We start from the raw sequence: 21,834 nt of genomic DNA on the forward strand, positions 1-21,834 counted from the left end.
GCTGCGATGCGTGATAAACGGCGCCATGATCCATTGGGCGTCATCGGTGGGATTGGGGGCGGGAACGCGCAGGCTGGTCGGCCTTCTGCTGGTCACCAGTCTTGCCGCCTGCGCCGACCGCCCCAGCCCGCGCACGGGTGTAAGGGCGCCGGTGGCCGCCGCGCCGGCACAGCGCACGATGCCGAACAGCGAGAGCTATCGCATGTGCGCGGCGCGCCTCTCGACCGCGAAGGTCCGCTTTGAGCCGCTGCCCAATCAGGATCGGGGCGGCGGCTGCACGACAATCGATACCATCCGCCTGCTGGAGATCGGTACGCCAGTGGCCAATCTGGGGCCGATGACCTGCCCCCTCGCCGCCAATTTCGCGGCCTGGGTGCAATATGCGGTGCGCCCCGCCGCGCGACTCTATTTGCGCAGCGAAGTGGTGCGCGTCGAGACCTTCGGCACTTATGCCTGCCGCGATGTCCGTGGCACCGGCGGGACAATCGCCGGCAAGCGTAGCGAACATGCGCACGCCAATGCCGTGGACATTTCCGCCTTCGTGCTGGCCGACGGGCGCCGAATCAGCTTGGTGAACGATTGGCAGGGCGAGAGCACCCACGCCCAGTTCCTGCGGGTCCTCCACCAGAGCGCGTGCAAGCGATTCCGCACCGTGCTCGGCCCGGACTATAACAGCGCCCACCGCGACCATTTCCATTTCGACATGGGCGGGCGGGGCAGTTTTTGCCGCTGAACCCGCCGGTTTTCTTCTCCGCGGAAATCGTCTAGCGCCACTGGATGACAGACCAGCCTACAGTGCGCGAAAGCAAGTTTCGCCGTGCCCGCGAAGAAGCCATCGATGCCAAGCGGATCATCCCCACCCCGCAGACAGAAAGCAAATCCTACAAGCTGGCCTTCCAGGACAACGAGTTTCTGCTGCGGGAAGACCTGCGGCCGGTCCGCTTCCAGCTCGAGTTGATGAAGCCGGAGCTGCTGCTCGATGAAGCGAAGATCGCCTCGACCTTCGTCTTCTATGGCTCGGCGCGCATTCCTGAGCCAGAGGCCACGCAGGCGCTGATCGATGCCGCGCCCGACGAGCGCGCCCGGAAAGTCGCCGAGCGCCTCGCCGAAAAGGCGCGTTATTATGAGGAAGCCCGCAAGCTGGCGCGAATCGCGGCGCAATGTCCGCCGAACGAAGCTGGCTGCCATCACTTCGTCGTGTGTTCGGGCGGCGGCCCCTCTATCATGGAGGCGGCCAATCGGGGCGCGGCGGACGTCGGCGCGCAAACCATCGGGCTCAACATCGTGCTGCCGCACGAGCAGGCACCCAACCCCTATGTGACGCCGGATCTATCCTTCCAGTTCCACTATTTCGCGCTGCGCAAGATGCACTTCACCCTGCGCGCTCGCGCGCTGGCTGTGTTCCCCGGTGGTTTCGGCACGTTCGACGAATTTTTCGAGCTGCTCACGCTGGTGCAGACCGGCAAGATGAAGCGCATTCCTATCCTGCTGTTCGGCAAGGACTTCTGGACACGCGTCGTCAATTTCGAGGCTTTGGCCGAGGAAGGCGTGATCAGCCCGCGCGATCTCGATCTGATCAGCTGGGTCGAAACGGCAGAAGAAGGCTGGGCCGTGGTCGAGAGCTTTTATGCGGATAGCCAGCCGGGCTGCTGAGGTCCGCGCCCGTCCGGCTCGCTGATACCAGCGGGTCGGATAACAAAAGCGGCGCGGGTTGCCCCGCGCCTGCTTGAATATTTGGCCGAACCCAAGCCTGGGCTCTGGCTAATGAGATTATTCGTGCGGCGTCGCAGCGTTGGCGGCAGCGCCCTCGGCGCCCGCTTCCGCCGCATTGTCTGCAGCAGCCGCATTGTCGGCGCCACCTTCTGCCGCAGCCTCGGCCGGTGCATCGGCAGCCGGGAGAGGCAGGTTCGAGCCCTGCGTGTTGAGATAGGCGATCAGATTGGCGCGATCTTCAGGCTTGCTGAGACCGGCGAAGCTCATCTTGGTGCCGTTGGCGAAGGAACGCGGCGAGGTCAGCCAGTGATCCAGCTGCTCGAAGGTCCAGTTGCCGCCCACCTTCTTGAGCGCATCCGAGAAAGCGAAGCCGCCACGGCCATGGCCGATCGGGTCGCCAACGATGGCCCAGAGGTTGGGGCCGATGCCATTGGCGCCGCCCTGATTGACCGTGTGGCAGGCCACGCACTTGGCGAAGACCTTCTCACCGGCTGCCACGTCCGCCGAGGCGAGCAGCGTGTTCAGCGAAGGACCGGACGCACCGCCCTCGCCTTCCGCCTCAACGCCCTCGATCGCGTAGCCCATCGGCTCGGGACGCTCGGCGTGAAACAGCTTGCTGCTCACAATGCCGCTGCCAAGCGCAATGATGCCGCCAAACAGTGCCCAGCCTGCAATGGTATTGAAACGATCGCTCATGCGCCCTCAATCTCCAGAAATCTACCCGACGCGCGACCTCCTCAATCGCGGCGCTGCCGGTGCCCGTCGGCGCTCCCCTTAATGACTGCATTGCGCGGGTGCAAGCCTGTCGGAAGGCCTGTGTCGCGACACATGCGCCGGTGCCTTGCGCGGCAGGGCCCAAAGCCCTAAGCGCAGCGGCCATCATGGACACCTATCCGCTCCCCGCGCAGCGCCTTGTCGCCGAGATGACGGACGCCGCCGCGCGCGCGCCTGAGCGTGCGATCAGCTTTCAGGGCGCGCCGGGCGCCAATTCGCATCTGGCTGTGATGGATTTTGCGCCGGACGGCCTGCCCCTGCCCTGCTTCAGCTTCGAAGACGCGCTGGATGCCGTGCGCGATGGCCGCGCCGACCGCGCGATGATTCCCATCGAGAATTCGCTGCACGGGAGGGTTGCGGACATGCACTTCCTGCTGCCCGAGTCCGGCCTGTCGATCATCGACGAATATTTCCTCCCCATCCACCACAGCCTGATGAGCGCCGACGATACGCCGCCGGTCAGCGCGCTCAGCCATGTGCAGGCGCTGGGGCAGTGCCGGAAATATCTGCGCAGCCGTGGCATCCGCCCGATCGTCTATGCCGACACCGCCGGCGCGGCCGCGCTGGTCGCCGAGGTCCGCGAGCCCGGCGCAGCGGCGATTGCGCCCTCGCTCGCCGCGCGACTCTATGGCCTCACGATCCATGATGAGAAGATCGAGGACAGCAGCGACAACATGACGCGCTTCGTCGTGCTGGGCCGCGATGCGATCATGCCCTCGCGCGACGGGCCGGTGATGACGAGCTTCCTCTTCGAGGTGAAAAACATCCCCGCCGCGCTCTACAAGGCAATGGGCGGCTTTGCGACCAACGGGGTCAATATGACCAAGCTGGAGAGCTATCAGCGCGGCGCCAGCTTCTCGGCGACGGAATTCTACGCCGATATTGAGGGGATGCCGGGCGACCCCGCCGTCGATCGCGCGCTGGAAGAACTGGCGTTCCACAGCAAATGGGTCCGTCTGCTGGGCAGTTATCCGCAGGGGCGCTCCCGCTCGATCTGACGTCGCTGGGCCTCGATGCCCATCTACCTGATAACTGCCAACGATCTGTGCGTACTTTTTAAGCACTGCCCACACGTGCCGCCTCAATTTGAGGCAATCGCCTCAACGAGGCTCGACTGCCAACCGCTTTAACGCCTCGTTTATGATTTGGCACATCTCTTGCTTGGCATTCCCCTGCAACCAATGGGGGCGCAAGAGATGAAACTCATTATGGCAATCATCAAGCCGTTCAAGCTGGACGAGGTGCGTGAAGCTCTCTCTGCGCTGGGCGTGGCTGGCATGACAGTAAGTGAAGTGAAGGGTTTTGGCCGCCAGAAGGGCCAGACCGAAATCTACCGCGGTGCGGAATATTCCACCAACATGGTTCCGAAGATCAAGGTCGAGGTCGTCTGTGACGATGCCCTCGCGCCGCGTGTCGTGGAAGCCGTGCAGCAGGCCGCCAACAGCGGCGCCATCGGCGATGGCAAAATCTTCGTCCTCGACGTGGGACAGGCCATCCGCATCCGCACCGGCGAAACCGGCGAAACCGCGCTGTAAGTTAAAGGGGGTAACGCATGACACCTTTCAAGACATTCTGCGGCGCGGCGGGGGCTCTGGGCCTTTCGCTCTTCGCCGCCTTGCCCGCATGGGCGCAGGAGGCCGCAGCGGAAGCTGCGCCTGCCGTTCCCAATCCGGGTAACAACGCATGGATGATGACGGCCACCGTCCTCGTTCTCCTCATGATCCTGCCTGGCCTTGCCCTGTTCTACGGCGGCCTGACGCGTTCCAAAAACATGATCGCCACCATGACTCAGATCGGCGCCGTTGCGGCGCTCGCGATGCTCATCTGGGTGATGTACGGCTACGGCCTCGCCTTCGGTCCTGAAGGCAATCAGTTCATCAGCTGGGGCAAGTTCTTCCTTGCTGGCATCACGCCGGATTCGACCGCCGCGACCTTCACGTCTGAAGTGATCTCGGAATATGTGTTCGTCAGCTTCCAGATGACCTTCGCCGCGATCACCATCGCCCTCGTGCTTGGCGGCATCGTCGAGCGCATGAAGTTCTCGGCCATCATGGTCTTTGCCATCGTCTGGCTGACCATCGTCTACTTCCCGGTCGCCCATATGGTCTGGGAAGCGCGCGGCGTGTTCTTCGCCATGGGCGCTCTGGACTTCGCCGGCGGTACGGTGGTGCACATCAATGCGGGCGTGTCCGCGCTGGTCGCCGCCCTGATCCTCGGCAAGCGCAAGGGCTTCCCCAGCGAGCCGATGCCCCCGCACAGCCTGACGCTGACCATGGTCGGCACCGGCCTGCTGTGGGTCGGCTGGTTCGGCTTCAACGCCGGTTCGGCGCTTGAGGCCAATGGCTCTGCGGCGCTCGCCATGATCAACACCTTCGTTGCCACCGCCTCGGCTGGTCTCTTCTGGATGCTCACCGAGCGCGTGATGGGCCACAAGGGTTCGGCTCTCGGCTTCTGCTCGGGCATCATCGCCGGCCTCGTCGCCGTGACACCCGCTGCGGGCAACTCCGGTCCGTTCGGTGCCATCGTTCTCGGTGCCGTTGCCTCCATCGTCTGCTACTTCTTCGTCGCGAAGGTGAAGCCGGCGCTGGGTTATGACGACTCGCTGGACGCCTTCGGCATCCACGGCGTGGGCGGCATCATCGGCGCCATCGGCACCGCAGTGGTCTATTCGCCCTCGCTCGGCGGCCCTGGTGGCGCCGACTATGCGATGGGCGACCAGCTGGTCACCCAGATCACGGCCGTGCTTGCCACGATCGTCATCGCCACCGTCGGCACCGTCATCGCCATGTTCATCGCCAAGGCCCTCACTGGCCTGCGGGTGAGCACCGAAGTCGAGCAGGAAGGCCTCGACCTCGGCGAGCACGGCGAGCGCGCTTACAACTGATCCGAATTCGGCGGGGGCGAAAGGTCCCCGCCGTCCGTTGTTCCTCCTGCGAACATCCCTGGGCCGGCGTGAAAGCGCCGGCCTTTTTTTTCGGGCTCCCGCAAGCTGACGATTGCCTTCCCGGATACGGCAATTTCATTTCGCGCCTGACCGTCCTATTCCTCGTCCGGCGAAAGACGCCCGATGAGGAGACTGAACGATGCCGATTGAACTGATCATTCTGGCCTGGGGCTGCCTGCTGGCCCTCGTTCACATCTTCGCCGCCGTGCGGGCCAAGACCGCGCAATATGGCACCGCCTGGAATGTCGGCGCGCGCGATCAGTCGCTGCCCGAGCCCAAGCCCCTCGTCGGGCGGCTGGCGCGAGCGCAGGCAAATTATTTCGAGACCTTTCCGATCGTCGCCATCGCCATCCTCATCGATGCGCAGCTCGGCCTGTTCGATCGGTGGACGGCCATTGGCGCCGCGCTCTGGCTCGGCGCGCGCATCGTGTATCTGCCGCTTTATGCTGCAGGGGTTCCCGTGGTGCGGACGATGGTATTCGGCATCAGCATGATCGGCGTGCTGATGCTGCTCTGGCCGGCGCTACGCCTCGCGTTCTGAACAGGAGTGCTGGCGGGGGCCGTCAGCCCCTCTGGTTGGCCAGTGCGTGCATCATCTCGCGAATAGGCGAGAGATCATAGCCCGCCGCGGCCGCCTGCTCGGCCAGGACATCGGGCGAATCGCCCGCCCGCGCCCGCGCCAAGGCCCAAAGCAGCGTGCTGCGGGTGCCGGAGCGGCAATAACAGAGCGCCTTGCCCTCGCCATTCTTCGCGAGTGCCTCATCCAGCGCATCGAGCTGCCAGGGCGCAAAGCCGCTATGCGAGACGGGAATGGCGACATAATCGAGCCCCGCCTCCCGCGCCGCCGCCTCGATCGTGTCGCCGGAGGTCTGGTCTGCGGACTCACCCTCGGGTCGGTTGTTCACGATGAGCGAGATGCCCATCGCCGCAGCCTGCGCCACGACATCCGCATCGATCTGCGGGGCGACGAATAGGGATGGGGTCAGTTGCCGCAACATGGCGCGTCTCCGATAAGGGCCTTGCCCGTCCCTAGGCCCGGCAGTCCCCTGCGCGCAAGAGAGGGGTTGCCGGTACGGATTTGCGAAGCGGTCAAAGCGCCTTCTGGTAGATCACATAGCTGCGGTTAATGCGGCTCTCGATCGCCTCGGCAATGGCTTTCATGCCCTGATTATCATCGAGGATCCAGCCGATCTCCCCACGCGTCGCGCCATAATGGGTGATGGCATCGCGGCGGATATATTCGATCATCATGAAGGCCAGCTGGCTCGCCATGCGCGAGGATTGGAGCCGCTGGACCACGCCCATCAGCGGCACGCGCATGGTGCGGACCTTGGGCTTGCGCAGCCACCAGAGCAGCTTTGCCCAGCCGAAGGGGAAGAGCGTGCCGTTAAGGCGGGCGAGCGCTTCGTTCATGTCCGGCAGCGTCATCATGAAGGCCACCGGCTCGCCATCCAGCTCAGCGATGCGAATCAGATCCTCGAACACCAGCGGCTTGAGCGCCTTGCCGAAATGCGCAACCTCATGGTCGGTAATCGGCACAAAGCCCCAGTTGCGGCCCCAGGCATCGTTGAGAATGTGCAGGATGATTGCCGCATCCCGGTCGAACTCGCTCTTGTCGACATGGCGAATGCGAATGCGCTCGTTACGCTCGCCGGATTGGACGATCCGCTGGATCAGCGGCGGAAATTCCTGCGTGATGTCGAGCTCATAAGTATCGAGCTGCTTGGCATGGGCATAGCCAGCCGATTCGATCCAGGCGCGATATTCCGGCCTGTTGTGGCCCATCATCACCGTAGGGGAATGGTCGAAGCCCTTCACGAGAAGGCCTGGCTCCTCCCAGATGGAGAGCGAGATCGGGCCGAGCACCCGGGTCATCCCCCGCTCGCGCAGCCAGCCTTCCGCCGTCTCGATCAGCGCGTGCGCGGTTGCTTCATCCATGGCTTCGAACATGCCGAAATTGCCTGTCCCCGGCCCCATGCCCTGCTCGGCAGGCATGGAAATGGCGAGATGATCGATATGCGCGCTGATGCGCCCTACGACCTTGCCACCGCGCCGGGCGAGGAAATATTGATGCTCGGCATGTTCGTGAAACGGGTTCTTGCCCGGTGTCAGCAGGCCGCGCACTTCGCTCTTCAGCGGCGGCACCCAATGGGGATCATCGGCATAGATGGTCCATGCCAAATCGATGAACGCCGCCATGTCGGCCTTGCCGGAGACGGGAGTGATCACTAAATCGGCTGACGTCACGGCGATACCCCTGTCCCGCGCTTCGACCATGAGGCGCTGCTGAGAGGGCACAGCACTGCGGAACTGGCGGCGGATTTGTCAAGCCGCGCGCCGTGGCGGCAGAACAAAATCACATTGCTGCCATGATCTGTGCTCATTCGACCGATAGGACCCCTTTGCATGACCGCAATCGACCAGAGACTGGACGCAGCGCCGTCCGCGCCAGCCGGCAAGGCCCCCGCCGCAGCGGGCCCTGCGCTGGCAACCACGCCCGATGACATGGCGATGCTCCGCGCCGCCGTGGATTTGACGCGCGATCTGGCGACCGCGCGGCCCGGCATCTACTGGCCCGATTTCCTGGCCTCCGCGCTGATCGGCTACGCGGCTATGGCGCTCGCCATGCTGGCCTCGCAAGGTTGGGTGGTGGCCCTCGCTGGCTTGATTTCCGCTCTCGCACTGTATCGGGCGACGAGTTTCATCCACGAACTGACGCACATCCGGGCAGGTGCGCTGCCGGGCTTTCGTTTCACGTGGAACCTGCTGATCGGCATTCCCTTGCTGTTCCCCTCCTTTCTCTATGAGGGCGTGCACACCCAGCATCATGCCAAGACGCGCTATGGCACCATCGATGACCCGGAATATCTGCCGCTTGCGCTGATGAAGCCGTGGAGCCTGCCGCTGTTCATCCTCGTGGCTGCTCTGGCCCCGGTGGCGTTCATCGTGCGCTTCGGCGTGCTGGCACCGCTCAGCCTCGTCATTCCCCCGCTGCGCCGGTTCATCGTGGAGCGCTACTCGGCCTTGTCCATCAATCCCGATTATCGGCGCCGGGCGCCGGAGGGTGACTTTGCGCGGATGTGGGCCTGGCAGGAAGCCGGGACCAGCCTGTGGTCGATGGCGCTCATCGCCAGCGTGCCGCTGCTCGGCTGGCGTCCGCTGCTCACCTATCTTGCGATCCTCTCGGTGGCGATGATCGCCAATCAGCTCCGCACGCTGGTCGCCCATCTCTGGGAGAATGAAGGCGAGACGATGACGGTGACCGGCCAGTTCCTCGATTCCGTCAATGTGCCGCCACCCGCGCCACTGGCCGCGCTCTGGGCACCGGTCGGTCTGCGCTATCACGCGCTTCACCATTTGCTGCCGAGCATGCCCTATCATGCGCTGGGCGAGGCCCATCGCCGGATCGCGCAGCATCTGGGCGCGGGGTCGACCTATGATCGGGCCAACTATCCCGGCATGGTCCCGCTGGTCGTTCGGATCGCGCGCAGCACGATGGTCGCCCGCTAATCGCACCGGGGAAAATCACGCCGTCGAGCGGCGTATTTTCCCCATCGCCTTCCCGCGGCGAACCTGCCATTTGAGCTTCATGCCCACGATCGCGCTGCTGCTCGTCTCCAACATCCTGATGACCACGGCTTGGTACTGGCACCTCAAGGGCGGCATGAGCAAACCGCTCGCACTGGTCATCCTGATCAGCTGGGGCATCGCCTTTTTCGAATATTGCTTTGCGGTGCCAGCCAATCGCATCGGCTATGCCAGCGGCTGGAGCGCGGGCCAGCTCAAGATCACGCAGGAAGTCATCGCGCTGACCGTTTTCGGCGTCTTCATGGTCACCTTTCTGGGTGAACCGCTCCACTGGCGCCATTTCGGCGCGCTGGCCTGCCTCCTTGGCGCCGTCGTCTTCATGTTCTGGGGAAAGGCCTGACGCTGTAGACGCCGGGCGTGCGTCAGAAATCGTAGACCAGCGTCGCGCGCGTGATCGTATCCGTCATCTCCGAGCCTGCGGGCGGTGACGTCTCATGGCGCACCGCATAGGAGAGCCGCGCGGAAAGCGAACCGTTGAGCTTGCCGGTGAGGCCCGTGGTATTCGCATAGCTGCTATTCCCGGAGCTCCACACCGCCTGGGCATTGTTCTTGAGTTCGAAGGCGTGCGAAATCTGCCAGCGCAGATCGGCGGCGGCCAGCGTGTTCAGTTCAGTCGTATCGGGCTCGTCGATCCCGACGGTGTGCCGCCACGCCGGCCCGCCCTTGATGTCCAGACTGAAATCGGCCTGCCGCACCAGCCGCAAACCGACGCCGCCTGAGGCCGTGGTGCGGTCCGAAAAGCCCTGGAACCGGTCTTTCTCATAGGTCGCCAAACCATAAGCGTAGATCGCGTCGTTCAGGGTGAAGTTGGGCTCATAACTTGCCAGCCACTGGTTGCGCGTCGTGACGCCATCGCTGCGCTGATAATCGACATTGGCGCGGAACTTGTGCAACCAGTCGATCCCGCGCCGTTCGAGCGAGAGGCCCGCGCTGATGCCGGAGCTTTCGGTGTTGCCGGTGGTGATAAAGCCACCCAGTTCGCCACTGCCTGACCAGGCGTGAAAGAAGCTCGCCTGCCTCAGCCGGGCTTCCCGCTCAGCATCAATGGCGGCCTTGTGCGCCTGAATCTTCTCGTCGATCTCCGCGGCATTGTCGGGATGCGTCTGCTTGGCAAAGCGCGCGACGGTGGCGAGCGCCCCGGCATCCCCGCTTGCGATGGCGGCATCCAGCATGGCCTTGACCGATGGCGGCAGTTCGGCCGCTGCGGGTGCAGCCACAACGCCGCTCGCGATCATCGCCATTGCGCCAAGCCTGAGGGCCGACTTCATGCCCAACTCCTTCTAAAACGACCGGACGACCATCCCGCACGGGGACCGCTTCCTGACCTCACTCGCCTCGCTCGAGCCGCCGACTGGCGCGAAGATGCGCATGGGTGATGGCGACGGCAAGTGCATCTGCTGCATCAGGGCCGACCACATTCGTTCCCGGCAGCAACCGCATCACCATGGCGTGGATCTGATCCTTGCTCGCATTGCCCACGCCCACAATGGCTTTTTTGACGAGCCGGGCCGCATATTCGCCGACCGGTATGCCGGTGCGCGCGGCGCCGAGCAAAATAACACCCCGCGCCTGCCCCAGCTTGAGGGTCGATTGCGGGTTGGTGTTGATGAACACCTCTTCGACCGCCGCTTCCGCCGGCCGATGTTCCGCGATCAGTGCCGCCAGCGCCGCATCGAGCGCCACCAGCCGGGCGGGCAAGGCATCGCTCGCTGCCGTGCGGATCTGGCCATTGGCAATATGAGACAGGCGATTGCCTTGCGCACGGATCAGGCCCCAGCCTGTGGTGCCAAGGCCGGGGTCGAGACCCAGAATGATCATGACCGCAAGATGCGGGCGATCACCCCAGCTTTTCCATCACGTCGTCGGGAACCTCGTAATTGCCCCAGACGGTCTGAACGTCATCGTCATCATCCAGCGCGTCGACCAGCTTGAGCAGCGTGCCCGCATTGCTCTCGTCCAGTTCCACGGTGGTCTGCGGCTTCCACGCAAGGTTGGCGCTTGCTGCGGCGCCGAGCTTGTCCTCCAGCGCCTTGGCGACCTCGTGCAGGGCATCCATGGCCGTCCAGATCTCGTGTTCATCGTCGTTTGACGACACATCGTCTGCGCCCGCTTCCAAGGCAGCTTCGAAGATCGCGTCCGGATCGCCTACCGAGGCCGGATAGGTGATCAGGCCCATGCGATCGAACCCGTGGCTCACCGCGCCGGACGCGCCCAGATTGCCACCATTTTTGGAGAAAGCGGTGCGGACGTTGGTCGCGGTGCGATTGCGGTTGTCGGTCAGCGCTTCGACGATGATCGCCACGCCACCCGGGCCATAGCCTTCATAGCGCACTTCCTCGTAATTCTCCGCGTCGCCCTTGCTCGCCTTGTCGATCGCGCGCTGGATGTTGTCCTTGGGCATGGACTGCGCCTTGGCCGCGTTGATGGCCAGCCGCAGACGCGGATTCATGTCCGGGTCCGGCGCGCCCATCTTGGCCGCGACGGTGATCTCGCGCGAGAGCTTGGAGAACATGGCCGAGCGCTTCTTGTCCTGCGCGCCCTTGCGGTGCATGATGTTCTTGAATTTGCTATGGCCTGCCACGGCCGGCTCCTTCGATTATGTGATCCGGATTTTTCTTGGGGGCCTCCTATCGCGGCAAGTCCAATCAGGCAACGGGCGCGAGGGCAGGAGGCAAAATGAGCGCCATCGTCCTGTCACGAAGATGCGCCAGCACGACGCATAGGCTCGTGCCCGTCCTGACTCTCGCGATGGAGGTGGAATGTTGACCCGAAGGGATGCCATCGGCTTGGGCGTCGCGGCGTTGGCGACACCCGCTATCGGCAGGGAAGCCGGCCGCGCTCAGACGCTCGACGGCAAGGCGCCCCTCGTGTTCGCCCACCGCGGTGCGAGCGCCATGCGGCCCGAGCATACGCTGGAATCTTATGGCCGGGCGATTGCGGACGGCGCGGATTTCATCGAGCCGGACCTGGTGATGACGCGCGACGGCGTGCTCGTTGCGCGACATGAAAACGAGGTCGGCGGCACCACCGATGTGGCAAAGCGCCCAGAATTTGCAGACCGCCGGACCACAAAGCAGATCGATGGCGAGGCGGTCACCGGCTGGTTCACCGAGGATTTTTCGCTGGCGGAACTCAAGACCCTGCGTGCCGTCGAGCGATTGGGTGCGATCCGCCCGGAAAGCCAAAGCTACGACGGCCAGTTCCCCATCCCGACGCTGGACGAGATCATCGCCTTCGTCGCGGCGCAGACGGGCACGCAAGGCAGAACGATCGGCCTGATTCCGGAAATCAAGCACTCAACCTACTTCGCCAGCATCGGTCTGCCGCTTGAAGACGCCCTGCTCAGTGCGCTGGCCGGCCACGATTATACGCGCCGCTGCCCGATCGTGATTCAGTCCTTCGAAACCACCAATCTGCGCGCCATTCGGCAGAAAATCGGTCGGCCGACGAACATCCAGCTGCTCCAGTTGTTCGAGACCTTCGACCGCCAGCCCGCCGACGCCGCCCTCGACGGACTGAAGACAACCTATGGCGACATGGCATCCCCAGCCGGGCTCGCCGCCATTGCCGATTATGCCGACGCCATCGGCCCCTCCTCGCACTCGGTCATGCCGCTGGACGCCGAAGGCCGCCTCGCCAAGCCGGCCCGCCTTGTCGCCGATGCTCATGCCGCGGGGCTGCGCGTCTACCTCTATACCTTCCGGTCCGAGAACCGCTTCTTGCCCGGCGAGCTGCGCGGTCCCGGTGGCGAGAATGCCCGGCATGAGGCTGGCTCGGTGGCAGAGATCCGGCGCTATCTGTCGCTCGGGGTGGATGGCTTCTTCACCGATGACCCGGCTCTGGGGCGCCTCGCCGTGGATGGAGCCTGATCGGCGCTGGCCTCCCGCCCGTGGCCGCGCTATCCCGCTTCGCATGGCTTCCCGCAATCATCTCTATCTCGTCGATGGCTCGAGTTACATCTTTCGCGCCTATCACCAGCTTCCACCACTCACCAACCGCCATGGCACACCCGCCGGCGCGGTATATGGTTATACGGCGATGCTCTGGAAGCTCGCCGACGCGCTGGACAAGGAGGAGGGGCCGACCCATCTCGCGGTGATCCTGGACAAGGGCTCGCACACTTTCCGCAACGATCTCTACGATCAGTACAAGGCCCACCGGCCGCCCCCCCCGGAAGACCTGATCCCGCAGTTTCCGCTGATCCGCGAGGCGACCCGCGCCTTTTCGCTGCCCTGCATCGAGGAAGCCGGATTCGAGGCCGACGATATCATCGCCACCTACACCTGCCAGGCGGTGGCGCAGGGCTGGGACGTGACGATCGTCTCCTCCGACAAGGATCTGGCCCAGCTCATCCAGCCGGGCGTGGACATGCTCGACACGATGAAGAACGAGCGGCGCGGGCCGGATTATGTGCAGGACAAGTTCGGCGTCGCGCCCGAGCAGCTGCGCGATGTGCTGGCCCTGATGGGCGACAGCGTCGACAATGTCCCCGGCGTGCCCGGCGTCGGCGCGAAAACCGCTGCGAAGCTCATCGGGGAATATGGCGACCTGGATGCGGTGCTGGCCGCAGCGCCGGACATGAAGCCATCCAAGCTCAAGGAGCGGCTGATCGAGCATGCAGAGCTCGCCCGCCTCTCGCGCGAGCTGGTGACGCTCCACTGCCAAGTGCCGCTGCCGCACGCGCTCGATGATCTCAAGCTGGATGGCATCCCCGCCGAGCCGCTGCGCGCCTTTCTTGAGGATCAGGGCTTCAAGGCCTTGCTGGCCCGCATGGCCAGCCGTGCGCCGGGCCGGCAGACGGCGGATCCCGTCGCCGAGGCGGTTGTGGACGCCGCGCTGGACCCGACGACGCCGGATTTCATCCCCCTGCCCCCGATCAACTGCGAGAGCTACGAGACGGTGACGACGCTGGAGCGGCTGGATGCGTGGATTGCGCAGTCCTACGCCAGCGGCATCATCGCCATCGATACGGAGACGGATTCCCTCGACAGCATGGCTGCCAATCTGGTGGGCATCTGCCTCGCCACCGCCCCCGGCACGGCCTGTTATATTCCGCTGGGCCACCGCAGCGGCGACGACATGTTCGCCGAAGCGCCGCCGCAGATTCCCATGGCGGACGCCATCGCCCGCCTTCGCCCGTTGTTTGCCGATGCGAGCGTGCTGAAGATCGGCCACAACATCAAATATGATCTCAACGTGCTGGCCCGGCATGGGCTATCCGTCACGCCCTTCGACGACACGCTGGTGATGAGCTTCGATCTCGACGCCGGGCAGTCCCTTGCCGGCCACGGCATGGATGAGGTTGCGCACGCGGTGCTTGAGCATACGTGCATCAGTTTCAAGGACGTCACCGGCACCGGCAAGAAGGCGATCAGCTTTGCGCAGGTGCCGCTCGATGCCGCCACACGCTATGGCGGCGAGGATGCGGACGTGACCTGGCGGCTGTGGACGCGGTTCAAGCCCCGCCTCGCCCAAGAAGGCGCGACCCGGGTCTATGAGCTGGTGGATCGCCCGCTCATTCCGGTGGTCGCCGGCATGGAGCGCAGCGGCATCAAGGTGGACCGGGATCATCTCTCCCGGCTCTCCGGCCGGTTCGCGCAGGAAATGGCGCGGCTGGAAGAAGAGATTCACGCTGAGGCCGGCCAGCCCTTTGCCATCGGATCGACCCAACAGCTTGGTGCGATCCTCTTCGAAAAAATGGGCCTCAAAGGCGGAAAGAAAGGCAAGTCCGGCGCTTATTCCACGGATGTGACCGTGCTCGAGCGCATGAAGGCGGATGGCGTCAAGATCGCCGGGCTGGTGCTGGACTGGCGCCAGCTTTCGAAGCTCAAATCGACGTACACCGACGCCCTGCAGGCCCAGATCAACCGCGATACCGGTCGCGTCCACACCAGCTACTCGCTGACCGGCGCGCAGACCGGCCGCCTCTCCTCCACCGACCCGAACCTACAGAACATCCCGATCCGCACCGAAACCGGTCGCCAGATTCGCGATGCCTTCATTGCCGAACAGGGCAATGTGATCCTGGCTGCGGACTATAGCCAGATCGAGCTCCGCCTCGCGGCGCACATGGCCGACGTGCCGCAGTTGCGGGACGCCTTTCTGCGCGGCGAGGATATTCATGCCGCGACCGCCCAGGAGCTGTTCGGCGAGATGACCCGCGAGACGCGTGCGCGGGCCAAAACGATCAACTTCGCCATTCTCTACGGCATCTCACGCTGGGGGTTGGCGGCCCGTCTGGAGATAGACGCGGACGAAGCCCAGGCCATGATCAGCCGCTATTTCGACCGCTTCCCCGGCATCTCGGCCTATATCAATGAGACGTTGGAGAAGGTGCGTTCCACGGGGCACACGACCACGCTGTTCGGCCGCAAGACCTGGTTCAACCAGATCAAATCGCCGGTGCAGCACGTCCGCCAGGGTGCGGAGCGCGCCGCGATCAACGCCCCTATTCAGGGGACCAGCGCAGACATCATCAAGCGCGCAATGGTGCGCATGGGTCCGGCTCTTCGGGATGCCGGACTGGACCGGGTGAAGATGCTGCTGCAGGTCCATGACGAGCTGGTGTTCGAACTGCCGGAAGACGATGTGGAGGCCGCCACGCCGATCATCCGGTCTGTCATGGCCAGCGCCGCAGAGCCACTCGTTACGCTCACCGTGCCGCTTGGCGTGGAAATCGGGACCGGATCGAGCTGGGGCGCTGCCCATTAGGCGCAGCCATATGCGGAAATCGACCTGATGCCCCACATGCTGATCTTTGGACTTGGCTACACCGCTACACGGCTCGCCGAGGCGCTCCGATCGCGCGGTTGGACGGTGGAGGCGACGGGGCGTGCCGGCACGATCGCATTCGATGACGACGCGGCGGTCACGAACGCCCTGCGCCGGGCAACCCACATCCTGTCCTCTGTTCCTCCAACGGACAAAGGCGATCCCGTGCTGCAGCGCTACGGTGCCTTGCTGGAAGAAGCGCCTGCCGGTTGGATCGGCTATCTGTCCTCGACCGGAGTCTATGGGGATACCGGCGGCGCATGGGTGGATGAAAGTGCGCCCGTTGGCCAAGGCCGGCGCAATGCACGCGCCGCTGCTGATCTGGCGTGGCAGGAGCTTGGCGCGCGCATTCGAGTGTTTCGGTTGCCCGGCATTTACGGCCCGGGGCGCAGTGCCCTGGATCGGATTCGCGAGGGCCGGGCCCGCAGAATCGATCTGCCAGACCAGATATTCAGCCGAGTCCACGTGGAAGATATTGTCTTTGGCGTACTGGCAGGCATGGCTGGGCCTTCCGGCATCTATAATCTCGCCGACGACATGCCCTGTTCTCAGAATGACGTCATCGCGTTCGGTTGCGCACTTCTCGACCGGCCGGCGCCGCCTCTTCAATCCATAGAAGCCGCAGGCCTGTCTCCGGCCGCACGGGCTTTCTACAGCGAGAACCGGCGCGTCGCGAATGGCAAGGCCAAACGGCTTCTCGGATGGCAGCCCCGATTTTCAGATTATCGCAGTGGCCTCGCGGCCTGTCTGGCGGAAGAATAAGCGAGCGGCGCCGACCACGCCGGCCGGCACCGCTGCTCGGGCTTTGCGGGACCGCGTAGGGCGGCTATGCGGGGTGCATGACAGAGATTGCCCCTCACAGCGTCACCATCGGCCCGCTGCGCATCGCCAATGACCGCCCGCTTGCCCTGATTGCCGGTCCCTGCGCGATGGAATCACGCGCGCATGCGCTGGAGACGGCGCAGGCCCTTGTCGAGATGACCAGCGCAATCGGAATGCCGCTCATCTACAAGAGCAGCTTCGATAAGGCGAACCGCACCTCTGTCGATGCGCCGCGCGGCATTGGCCTCGCGCAGGCGCTGGATGTCTTTGCAGATGTGAAAGCACAGTTCGGCTGCCCGGTGGTCACCGATGTACATGACGCGGCCCAATGCGCGCCGGTCGCCGAGATCGTGGACGTCCTGCAAATCCCGGCCTTCCTCTGCCGCCAGACTGATCTCTTGCTGGCTGCTGCCGCAACAGGCCGCGTCGTCAACGTCAAGAAAGGGCAGTTTCTTGCCCCTTGGGACATGGCGAATGTCGTCCGCAAGCTGCGCAGTGCCGGAAACGATCAGGTCATGCTGACCGAACGCGGCGCGAGCTTTGGCTATAACACATTGGTCAGCGACATGCGGGCGCTCCCGCTTCTGGCAGAAACCGGCTGCCCGGTCGTGTTCGATGCCACCCACAGTGTCCAGCAGCCGGGCGGACGAGGAGAAAGCTCAGGCGGCGAACGACGCTTCGTGCCCGTGCTGGCGCGCGCTGCGGTTGCAATCGGCGTCGCGGCCATATTCATCGAAACGCATGAAGACCCTGACCGCGCGCCCAGCGATGGGCCGAACATGGTGCCGTTGCGCGACCTGCCAGCGCTTCTGCGCGACCTTCAGGCGTTCGACGCGCTGGCAAAGCAGCGCTGACGCCCGAAGGAAGCGATCAGAAGCCGCCGCCGGTCAGCTTCTGGCAGATCATGTCCAACTGTTCGAGGCTGGAATATTGCAGGGTCAGCGTGCCTTTCCCGCCCTCATGATTGATACCGACGCGCAGGCCGAGCAGATCCGACAGATGCTGTTCCATGGCGATCAGATCGGGATCACGGCCCAATGCGGGCCGCCCCTCACCACGTGGCGCAGTTTTTCCTTCACGTGCCAAGCGAACCAAGCGCTCGGTTTCGCGAACGGAAAGACCCTTTGACGCAACATCTTTCGCTAGGTCCGCGCAATCGGTGGAGCCGATAAGGGCGCGCCCGTGCCCCATGGACAGGGCCCCGGTCATCACGAGCTCCTGAACAGGCTCCGGCAGATCCAGCAACCTGATCAGGTTCGCAATATGACTGCGTGATTTGCCGACGATCCGGGCCAGCGCTTCCTGCGTGTGGTGAAACTGATTGATCAGGCGCTGATAGGCTTGCGCCTCCTCAATCGGGTTCAGCTCCTCCCGCTGGATGTTCTCAACCAGCGCAATCTCGAGCGTTTCTGCCTCGGTGAAATCGCGGACGATCGCGGGGATTTGGTGAAGCTGTGCCTTCTGCGCCGCCCGCCAGCGCCGCTCACCCGCGACGATCTGATAGCGATCATTCCCAAGCGGGCGGACGACGATCGGCTGGATGATTCCCCGCTCACGGATGCTGTCTGCGAGTTCAGAGAGCGCACCTTCGTCGAAATGTCGCCGCGGCTGATCGGGATGCGGCGACACGCGCACGATTTCAAGGAAGCGGACGGCCTTGGGCCGGTCCGCATCGCCTGCCGCCCCGCTCTCGGCCCCAGCCCGGCCCTCTTCGGCCACCGATACGTCGCGTGCGACTTCACCGAGCAGGGCAGAAAGACCGCGCCCCAAACGGCGCGGCTTGCCGGATACATCTGCGTCGCTCATGCCGCTACGGTCTCCTTGGGAAGCTTCTCGATCAGTTCGCGCGCGAGCGCCATATAGGCTTCCGATCCAGCGCAGCGCATGTCGTAGATAAGGGCGGGCAGCCCGTGGCTGGGGGCCTCCGAGAGGCGGACGTTGCGCGGGATGACCGTCTTGAACACGAGGTCGCCGAGACAGGCCCGCACATCGTCCGCGACCTGATCGGTCAGCCGATTTCGGCGATCATACATCGTCAGCGCCACGCCGAGGATTGACAGGTCCGGATTGAACCGCGCCCGAATGCGCTCGAAGGTCTGCAGCAGCTGCGACAGGCCCTCAAGGGCAAAGAACTCGCATTGCAGCGGCACAAGGATCGATTGCACCGCGACCATGGCATTGACCGTTAGCAACCCGAGCGACGGCGGGCAGTCGATCAGGCAGACTTCCCAACGACCGGCTTCCGCATTGTTCAGAGCGTTGGCGAGACGGTGAGTTCGTTGCTCGACATCGATTAGTTCGATCTCCGCCCCTGAGAGATCCTGCGTGGCGGGAATGAGATCCAGGCCCGGCACCACTGTGCGAATCACAGCGTCATCGAGATCACAATCGCCCATCAGCAAATCGTAGCTCGACCGCGCGCGATCCTTCGTCGTGACCCCCATCCCCGTGGAGGCATTGCCCTGCGGATCAAGATCGATCAGCAGGGTGCGGTGACCAGTGGCAGCCAAGCCAGTAGCGAGATTGATCGCCGTGGTGGTTTTTCCAACGCCGCCTTTCTGGTTCGCGATTGCAATACTGATCATGACTGTCCTTTTGGCCCCGCCGGCGTCACTATCGCCCTGCGCCTCTTGCCATTCCGTCTCGAACTGCCCGGCTTTTTATCGGTCGCTCGGACCGGGACACGTTTTTTCAGCTGGCGGACTGTTAGGATGGCGCTTTCGGCGTCCGTGACGCTTTGTTCCACGTGAAACACAGCTTGCCAGTGCGGCCGGACAATTTCCAGTTCCTTCTCACTGCTCCGGCCCTTGGGGAGCAGCCAGATGGTGTTTTCGTCCGCCAAATGATGCGCTGTGGTGAGCAGTCGATCCAAAGGCGCATAAGCGCGAGCACTGATCACGGCGGCGGCCCGATCAAATCGGGCCGATTCCACCTTGGATTGAACGACATCGACGTGGCCAAGGTCGAGAGCTTCGGCACAGCGTTTGAGGAAGGCGACTCGTAAAGGGCGGACCTCTACGAGACGAATCGGCGCCTCGCGCAAGCAGCCGATAATTAGGCCCGGAAACCCAGCGCCGGTTCCGAGGTCCAGCCACAGTCCATCGGCGGGCGTTTGAGCGGATACCGCATGAGTTAGCAACTGGGCGGAGTCTACAATATGCCGTGCCCAAATGGACGCCTTGCTCCCAGCAGAAATGAGGTTCTGCCGGTCGGCCTCTTCCAGTACGAGGGCCACAAAAGTCCGCAGCCTATCCCCGGTTGGACCATCCCACCAGCCTTGATCGGAGAGCCACGCTTGCGCCTCTTCCTCCGTCATGCGGCGCGGCCCGTCCGCGCTGCGACGAGCAGCGCGGCCAAAGCTGCCGGCGTAATTCCCCTGATCCGGGCGGCACCACCAAGCGTCTCGGGGCGCGCAAGGGTCAACCGTTCGACCATCTCTGTGCTCAAACCGCCGACCGCAGAAAAATCGAGGTCGGCGGGCAGCGCAATGGCATCATTGGCGCGGAGGGCCCTCACTTCCGCGTCCTGCCTTTCGACGTAAGGCACATAGATCGCGTCCTGCAAAAGCTCTTCGACAAGGCCGTCTTCCGCCGTTTCGAGGGCCGGCGCATATTTGGCAAGATGCCCGCGCGCCACTGCCGGGAAACGAGCCCATTCGGCGAGAGATCTGCGGACACCGTCGTCGCGAACATCTGCCCCAGCTGCGCGTAAATCAGTGCCGGACACCAGCTTCTCCAACACGACAGCGAGCGCCACGCGTGCTTGTTCTCGCTCGTGCCACCAGGTCGTTCGGACTGCGCTTGCCAAGCCAAGCCGAACAGCCGTCGGCGTAAGGCGCGTGGCAGCATTGTCTGCCCGCAGTCGCAGCCGGAACTCGGCACGAGCGGTGAGCATTCGGTAGGGTTCGGTAATCCCCTGCAGGCAGAGATCGTCGATAAGAACGCCAATATAGCTTTCCGCGCGGTCAAGCAGCAGCGGCTCAAGACCCAAGGCATGAGCGGCAGCGTTCGCGCCAGCCACAAGCCCCTGTGCCGCAGCCTCCTCATAGCCGGTGGTGCCGTTGATCTGACCGGCCAGAAAGAGCGCAGGCATGGCACGGAGCGAAAGAGTCCGATCCAAGGCGCGCGGGTCGATATGGTCATACTCGACCGCGTAGCCGGGAACGGCGACCTCGACTTGTTCCAGCCCTTCCATGGACCGGAGGAATGCAATCTGCACGTCCGTCGGCAGGGACGAACTGAGGCCATTGGGATAGACAAGATGATCATCCAGACCCTCGGGCTCGAGGAAGACCTGATGGCCCTCCCGGTCTCCGAAGCGGACAATCTTGTCCTCGATTGAGGGACAATAGCGTGGTCCCCGCCCCTCAATATCGCCCGAGAACAAGGGTGAAAGGCCGAGGTTATCGCGGATGATGCGATGGGTCTCGGCGTTGGTCCGGGTGATGGCGCAGCGAAGTTGGGGTTGCTGCTCGCTGCCATCAAAACCTAGATAGGACATTGACCAGGCGTCGAGATCTGACGGCTGCTCTTCCAGCCGGGCCCAATCGATCGTGCGTCCATCCAGACGGGCCGGCGTGCCCGTCTTGAGCCGGCCCATAGGCAGGTCGAGGTTCCGCAATTGTTGAGCCAAGGCACTTGCGGCATGTTCACCGATCCGCCCGCCGACAACTCGCTCCGCGCCCCTGAACATCAGGCCGCCCAGAAATGTTCCGGTCGTGAGGACTACGGCTTGTCCGCCCAGCTTCTGCCCATCCGCGAGCACGACGCCGTTCAGGGCCCCGGCAGGGCCGACATCCAAGGCCGCTACTTCACCACTAATGACCGAAAGGCCCGCTTGCGCTGCGATCATGCTCTGAATGGCCGCGCGGTACTTCCGCCGGTCGGCCTGGATGCGCGGGCCGCGAACGGCGGCACCCTTGCTGGCATTGAGCATTCGGCGATGGATGGCGGCGCTGTCTGCGGCCCGCGCCATTAACCCATCCAGGGCATCCACTTCGCGTACGAGGTGGCCCTTGCCCAACCCGCCGATGGAAGGATTGCAGGACATTTCCCCGATGCGGCTCGGATCGGCCGTTACCAAAGCGACACGCGCGCCGCGGCGCGCGGCAGCGGCCGCAGCTTCCGTGCCGGCATGGCCACCGCCGACAACGATGACATCGAACATGGCTTGCGCATGCTTGCTCATGTCCCAGCCCCTAGCGGCCACATCAAAGAGCGTCA

Annotated in this window: 22 protein-coding genes; 12 read left to right on the forward strand and 10 right to left on the reverse strand. The window is 64.0% G+C overall.

Annotation, left to right across the window (positions count from 1 at the left end):
* Nucleotides 1-25 precede the first annotated feature (25 nt).
* Both M2336_RS03505 and M2336_RS03510 read left to right on the forward strand, forming a co-directional pair.
* On the forward strand, nucleotides 26-733 hold the full coding sequence (locus M2336_RS03505; protein WP_264573989.1) for an extensin family protein: 708 nt from the start codon (nucleotides 26-28) through the stop codon (nucleotides 731-733).
* Nucleotides 734-777: 44 nt separating this feature from the next.
* The gene (locus M2336_RS03510) at nucleotides 778-1,653 is read left to right on the forward strand and encodes an LOG family protein (RefSeq protein WP_181561096.1); all 876 of its coding nucleotides are present in this window, start codon (nucleotides 778-780) and stop codon (nucleotides 1,651-1,653) included.
* Nucleotides 1,654-1,770: 117 nt separating this feature from the next.
* Here the strand turns inward: M2336_RS03510 and M2336_RS03515 are convergent, their stop codons facing one another.
* Nucleotides 1,771-2,409, reverse strand: a complete 639-nt coding sequence (locus M2336_RS03515; protein ID WP_264573990.1) for a c-type cytochrome — start codon at nucleotides 2,407-2,409, stop codon at nucleotides 1,771-1,773.
* A 185-nt stretch (nucleotides 2,410-2,594) separates the two neighbouring features.
* Here M2336_RS03515 and M2336_RS03520 point away from each other — a divergent pair, with 185 nt between their 5' ends.
* The 4 genes from M2336_RS03520 (at nucleotide 2,595) to M2336_RS03535 (ending at nucleotide 5,972) form a co-directional block, all read left to right on the forward strand.
* A complete protein-coding gene (locus M2336_RS03520) occupies nucleotides 2,595-3,485 on the forward strand; it encodes a prephenate dehydratase (protein WP_264573991.1) in 891 nt (296 codons plus the stop codon).
* 198 nt (nucleotides 3,486-3,683) lie between these two features.
* Nucleotides 3,684-4,022 carry a P-II family nitrogen regulator gene (locus tag M2336_RS03525; protein ID WP_181561093.1) on the forward strand — a complete coding sequence of 113 codons (339 nt, stop codon included), beginning with the start codon at nucleotides 3,684-3,686 and terminating at the stop codon, nucleotides 4,020-4,022.
* 17 nt (nucleotides 4,023-4,039) lie between these two features.
* Nucleotides 4,040-5,371, forward strand: coding sequence for an ammonium transporter (locus M2336_RS03530; RefSeq protein WP_264573992.1), 1,332 nt, complete (start codon nucleotides 4,040-4,042; stop codon nucleotides 5,369-5,371).
* 199 nt (nucleotides 5,372-5,570) lie between these two features.
* A complete protein-coding gene (locus tag M2336_RS03535; RefSeq protein ID WP_181561091.1) occupies nucleotides 5,571-5,972 on the forward strand; it encodes an MAPEG family protein in 402 nt (133 codons plus the stop codon).
* Nucleotides 5,973-5,994: 22 nt separating this feature from the next.
* Here M2336_RS03535 and M2336_RS03540 read toward each other — a convergent pair whose 3' ends face one another.
* Nucleotides 5,995-6,429 (reverse strand): TIGR01244 family sulfur transferase, encoded by a 435-nt coding sequence (locus tag M2336_RS03540; RefSeq protein ID WP_181561090.1) that lies wholly within the window; start codon nucleotides 6,427-6,429, stop codon nucleotides 5,995-5,997.
* Between the two features lie 91 nt (nucleotides 6,430-6,520).
* A complete protein-coding gene (locus tag M2336_RS03545; protein ID WP_264573993.1) occupies nucleotides 6,521-7,678 on the reverse strand; it encodes a GNAT family N-acetyltransferase in 1,158 nt (385 codons plus the stop codon).
* A gap of 159 nt (nucleotides 7,679-7,837) precedes the next feature.
* Between M2336_RS03545 and M2336_RS03550 the strand changes: the two genes are divergently transcribed.
* Both M2336_RS03550 and M2336_RS03555 read left to right on the forward strand, forming a co-directional pair.
* Entirely contained in the window at nucleotides 7,838-8,941 is a 1,104-nt protein-coding gene (locus tag M2336_RS03550; RefSeq protein ID WP_413715955.1) for a fatty acid desaturase family protein, read from the forward strand.
* Between the two features lie 79 nt (nucleotides 8,942-9,020).
* Nucleotides 9,021-9,359: a DMT family protein gene (locus M2336_RS03555; RefSeq protein ID WP_264573994.1), complete on the forward strand. Its 339-nt coding sequence runs from the start codon at nucleotides 9,021-9,023 to the stop codon at nucleotides 9,357-9,359.
* A 22-nt stretch (nucleotides 9,360-9,381) separates the two neighbouring features.
* Here the strand turns inward: M2336_RS03555 and M2336_RS03560 are convergent, their stop codons facing one another.
* The 3 genes from M2336_RS03560 to M2336_RS03570 are packed head-to-tail and all read right to left on the reverse strand — an operon-like array spanning nucleotide 9,382 to nucleotide 11,600.
* On the reverse strand, nucleotides 9,382-10,287 hold the full coding sequence (locus tag M2336_RS03560; protein ID WP_264573995.1) for a YdiY family protein: 906 nt from the start codon (nucleotides 10,285-10,287) through the stop codon (nucleotides 9,382-9,384).
* 58 nt (nucleotides 10,288-10,345) lie between these two features.
* Nucleotides 10,346-10,837 carry a crossover junction endodeoxyribonuclease RuvC gene (ruvC, locus tag M2336_RS03565; protein ID WP_264592557.1) on the reverse strand — a complete coding sequence of 164 codons (492 nt, stop codon included), beginning with the start codon at nucleotides 10,835-10,837 and terminating at the stop codon, nucleotides 10,346-10,348.
* 19 nt (nucleotides 10,838-10,856) lie between these two features.
* A complete protein-coding gene (locus M2336_RS03570; RefSeq protein ID WP_181561084.1) occupies nucleotides 10,857-11,600 on the reverse strand; it encodes a YebC/PmpR family DNA-binding transcriptional regulator in 744 nt (247 codons plus the stop codon).
* 178 nt (nucleotides 11,601-11,778) lie between these two features.
* Between M2336_RS03570 and M2336_RS03575 the strand changes: the two genes are divergently transcribed.
* The 4 genes from M2336_RS03575 to kdsA all read left to right on the forward strand — a co-directional run bounded on the left by M2336_RS03575 (nucleotide 11,779) and on the right by kdsA (nucleotide 17,466).
* A complete protein-coding gene (locus M2336_RS03575) occupies nucleotides 11,779-12,888 on the forward strand; it encodes a glycerophosphodiester phosphodiesterase (RefSeq protein ID WP_264592558.1) in 1,110 nt (369 codons plus the stop codon).
* A 43-nt stretch (nucleotides 12,889-12,931) separates the two neighbouring features.
* Complete coding sequence (gene polA / locus M2336_RS03580) at nucleotides 12,932-15,730, forward strand: DNA polymerase I (protein WP_264573998.1); 2,799 nt, start codon at nucleotides 12,932-12,934, stop codon at nucleotides 15,728-15,730.
* 27 nt (nucleotides 15,731-15,757) lie between these two features.
* The gene (locus tag M2336_RS03585) at nucleotides 15,758-16,552 is read left to right on the forward strand and encodes an SDR family NAD(P)-dependent oxidoreductase (protein ID WP_264573999.1); all 795 of its coding nucleotides are present in this window, start codon (nucleotides 15,758-15,760) and stop codon (nucleotides 16,550-16,552) included.
* A gap of 77 nt (nucleotides 16,553-16,629) precedes the next feature.
* Nucleotides 16,630-17,466, forward strand: coding sequence for a 3-deoxy-8-phosphooctulonate synthase (gene kdsA, locus M2336_RS03590; RefSeq protein WP_264592559.1), 837 nt, complete (start codon nucleotides 16,630-16,632; stop codon nucleotides 17,464-17,466).
* Between the two features lie 16 nt (nucleotides 17,467-17,482).
* Here kdsA and M2336_RS03595 read toward each other — a convergent pair whose 3' ends face one another.
* Genes M2336_RS03595 through mnmG form a run of 4 tightly spaced genes read right to left on the reverse strand, consistent with a single transcriptional unit; the run spans nucleotide 17,483 to nucleotide 21,799 of the window.
* Nucleotides 17,483-18,418, reverse strand: coding sequence for a ParB/RepB/Spo0J family partition protein (locus M2336_RS03595; RefSeq protein ID WP_264574001.1), 936 nt, complete (start codon nucleotides 18,416-18,418; stop codon nucleotides 17,483-17,485).
* Complete coding sequence (locus M2336_RS03600) at nucleotides 18,415-19,197, reverse strand: ParA family protein (protein ID WP_264571641.1); 783 nt, start codon at nucleotides 19,195-19,197, stop codon at nucleotides 18,415-18,417. The genes M2336_RS03595 and M2336_RS03600 overlap by 4 nt, the downstream gene beginning before the upstream one ends.
* Nucleotides 19,194-19,928, reverse strand: a complete 735-nt coding sequence (locus M2336_RS03605) for a 16S rRNA (guanine(527)-N(7))-methyltransferase RsmG (RefSeq protein ID WP_264592560.1) — start codon at nucleotides 19,926-19,928, stop codon at nucleotides 19,194-19,196. The genes M2336_RS03600 and M2336_RS03605 overlap by 4 nt, the downstream gene beginning before the upstream one ends.
* On the reverse strand, nucleotides 19,925-21,799 hold the full coding sequence (gene mnmG, locus M2336_RS03610) for a tRNA uridine-5-carboxymethylaminomethyl(34) synthesis enzyme MnmG (protein ID WP_413716176.1): 1,875 nt from the start codon (nucleotides 21,797-21,799) through the stop codon (nucleotides 19,925-19,927). The genes M2336_RS03605 and mnmG overlap by 4 nt, the downstream gene beginning before the upstream one ends.
* Nucleotides 21,800-21,834 lie beyond the last annotated feature (35 nt).

Origin of the sequence: Sphingobium sp. B1D7B, assembly GCF_025961965.1 — a bacterium.
In the GTDB taxonomy this organism is placed as follows: Bacteria; Pseudomonadota; Alphaproteobacteria; order Sphingomonadales; family Sphingomonadaceae; genus Sphingobium.

What these genes read in the sequence shown, in the direction of transcription:
- M2336_RS03540 (WP_181561090.1), bottom strand. Translation starts at nt 6,429, where the DNA reads ATGTTGCGGCAACTGACCCCATCCCTATTCGTCGCCCCGCAGATCGAT.
- M2336_RS03535 (WP_181561091.1), top strand. Translation starts at nt 5,571, where the DNA reads ATGCCGATTGAACTGATCATTCTGGCCTGGGGCTGCCTGCTGGCCCTC.
- polA (WP_264573998.1), top strand. Translation starts at nt 12,932, where the DNA reads ATGGCTTCCCGCAATCATCTCTATCTCGTCGATGGCTCGAGTTACATC.
- M2336_RS03600 (WP_264571641.1), bottom strand. Translation starts at nt 19,197, where the DNA reads ATGATCAGTATTGCAATCGCGAACCAGAAAGGCGGCGTTGGAAAAACC.
- M2336_RS03530 (WP_264573992.1), top strand. Translation starts at nt 4,040, where the DNA reads ATGACACCTTTCAAGACATTCTGCGGCGCGGCGGGGGCTCTGGGCCTT.
- M2336_RS03560 (WP_264573995.1), bottom strand. Translation starts at nt 10,287, where the DNA reads ATGAAGTCGGCCCTCAGGCTTGGCGCAATGGCGATGATCGCGAGCGGC.
- M2336_RS03595 (WP_264574001.1), bottom strand. Translation starts at nt 18,418, where the DNA reads ATGAGCGACGCAGATGTATCCGGCAAGCCGCGCCGTTTGGGGCGCGGT.
- mnmG (WP_413716176.1), bottom strand. Translation starts at nt 21,799, where the DNA reads ATGAGCAAGCATGCGCAAGCCATGTTCGATGTCATCGTTGTCGGCGGT.
- M2336_RS03510 (WP_181561096.1), top strand. Translation starts at nt 778, where the DNA reads ATGACAGACCAGCCTACAGTGCGCGAAAGCAAGTTTCGCCGTGCCCGC.
- M2336_RS03525 (WP_181561093.1), top strand. Translation starts at nt 3,684, where the DNA reads ATGAAACTCATTATGGCAATCATCAAGCCGTTCAAGCTGGACGAGGTG.
- M2336_RS03605 (WP_264592560.1), bottom strand. Translation starts at nt 19,928, where the DNA reads ATGACGGAGGAAGAGGCGCAAGCGTGGCTCTCCGATCAAGGCTGGTGG.
- ruvC (WP_264592557.1), bottom strand. Translation starts at nt 10,837, where the DNA reads ATGATCATTCTGGGTCTCGACCCCGGCCTTGGCACCACAGGCTGGGGC.
- M2336_RS03520 (WP_264573991.1), top strand. Translation starts at nt 2,595, where the DNA reads ATGGACACCTATCCGCTCCCCGCGCAGCGCCTTGTCGCCGAGATGACG.
- M2336_RS03505 (WP_264573989.1), top strand. Translation starts at nt 26, where the DNA reads ATGATCCATTGGGCGTCATCGGTGGGATTGGGGGCGGGAACGCGCAGG.
- M2336_RS03575 (WP_264592558.1), top strand. Translation starts at nt 11,779, where the DNA reads ATGTTGACCCGAAGGGATGCCATCGGCTTGGGCGTCGCGGCGTTGGCG.
- M2336_RS03585 (WP_264573999.1), top strand. Translation starts at nt 15,758, where the DNA reads ATGCCCCACATGCTGATCTTTGGACTTGGCTACACCGCTACACGGCTC.
- M2336_RS03550 (WP_413715955.1), top strand. Translation starts at nt 7,838, where the DNA reads ATGACCGCAATCGACCAGAGACTGGACGCAGCGCCGTCCGCGCCAGCC.
- M2336_RS03555 (WP_264573994.1), top strand. Translation starts at nt 9,021, where the DNA reads ATGCCCACGATCGCGCTGCTGCTCGTCTCCAACATCCTGATGACCACG.
- kdsA (WP_264592559.1), top strand. Translation starts at nt 16,630, where the DNA reads ATGACAGAGATTGCCCCTCACAGCGTCACCATCGGCCCGCTGCGCATC.
- M2336_RS03515 (WP_264573990.1), bottom strand. Translation starts at nt 2,409, where the DNA reads ATGAGCGATCGTTTCAATACCATTGCAGGCTGGGCACTGTTTGGCGGC.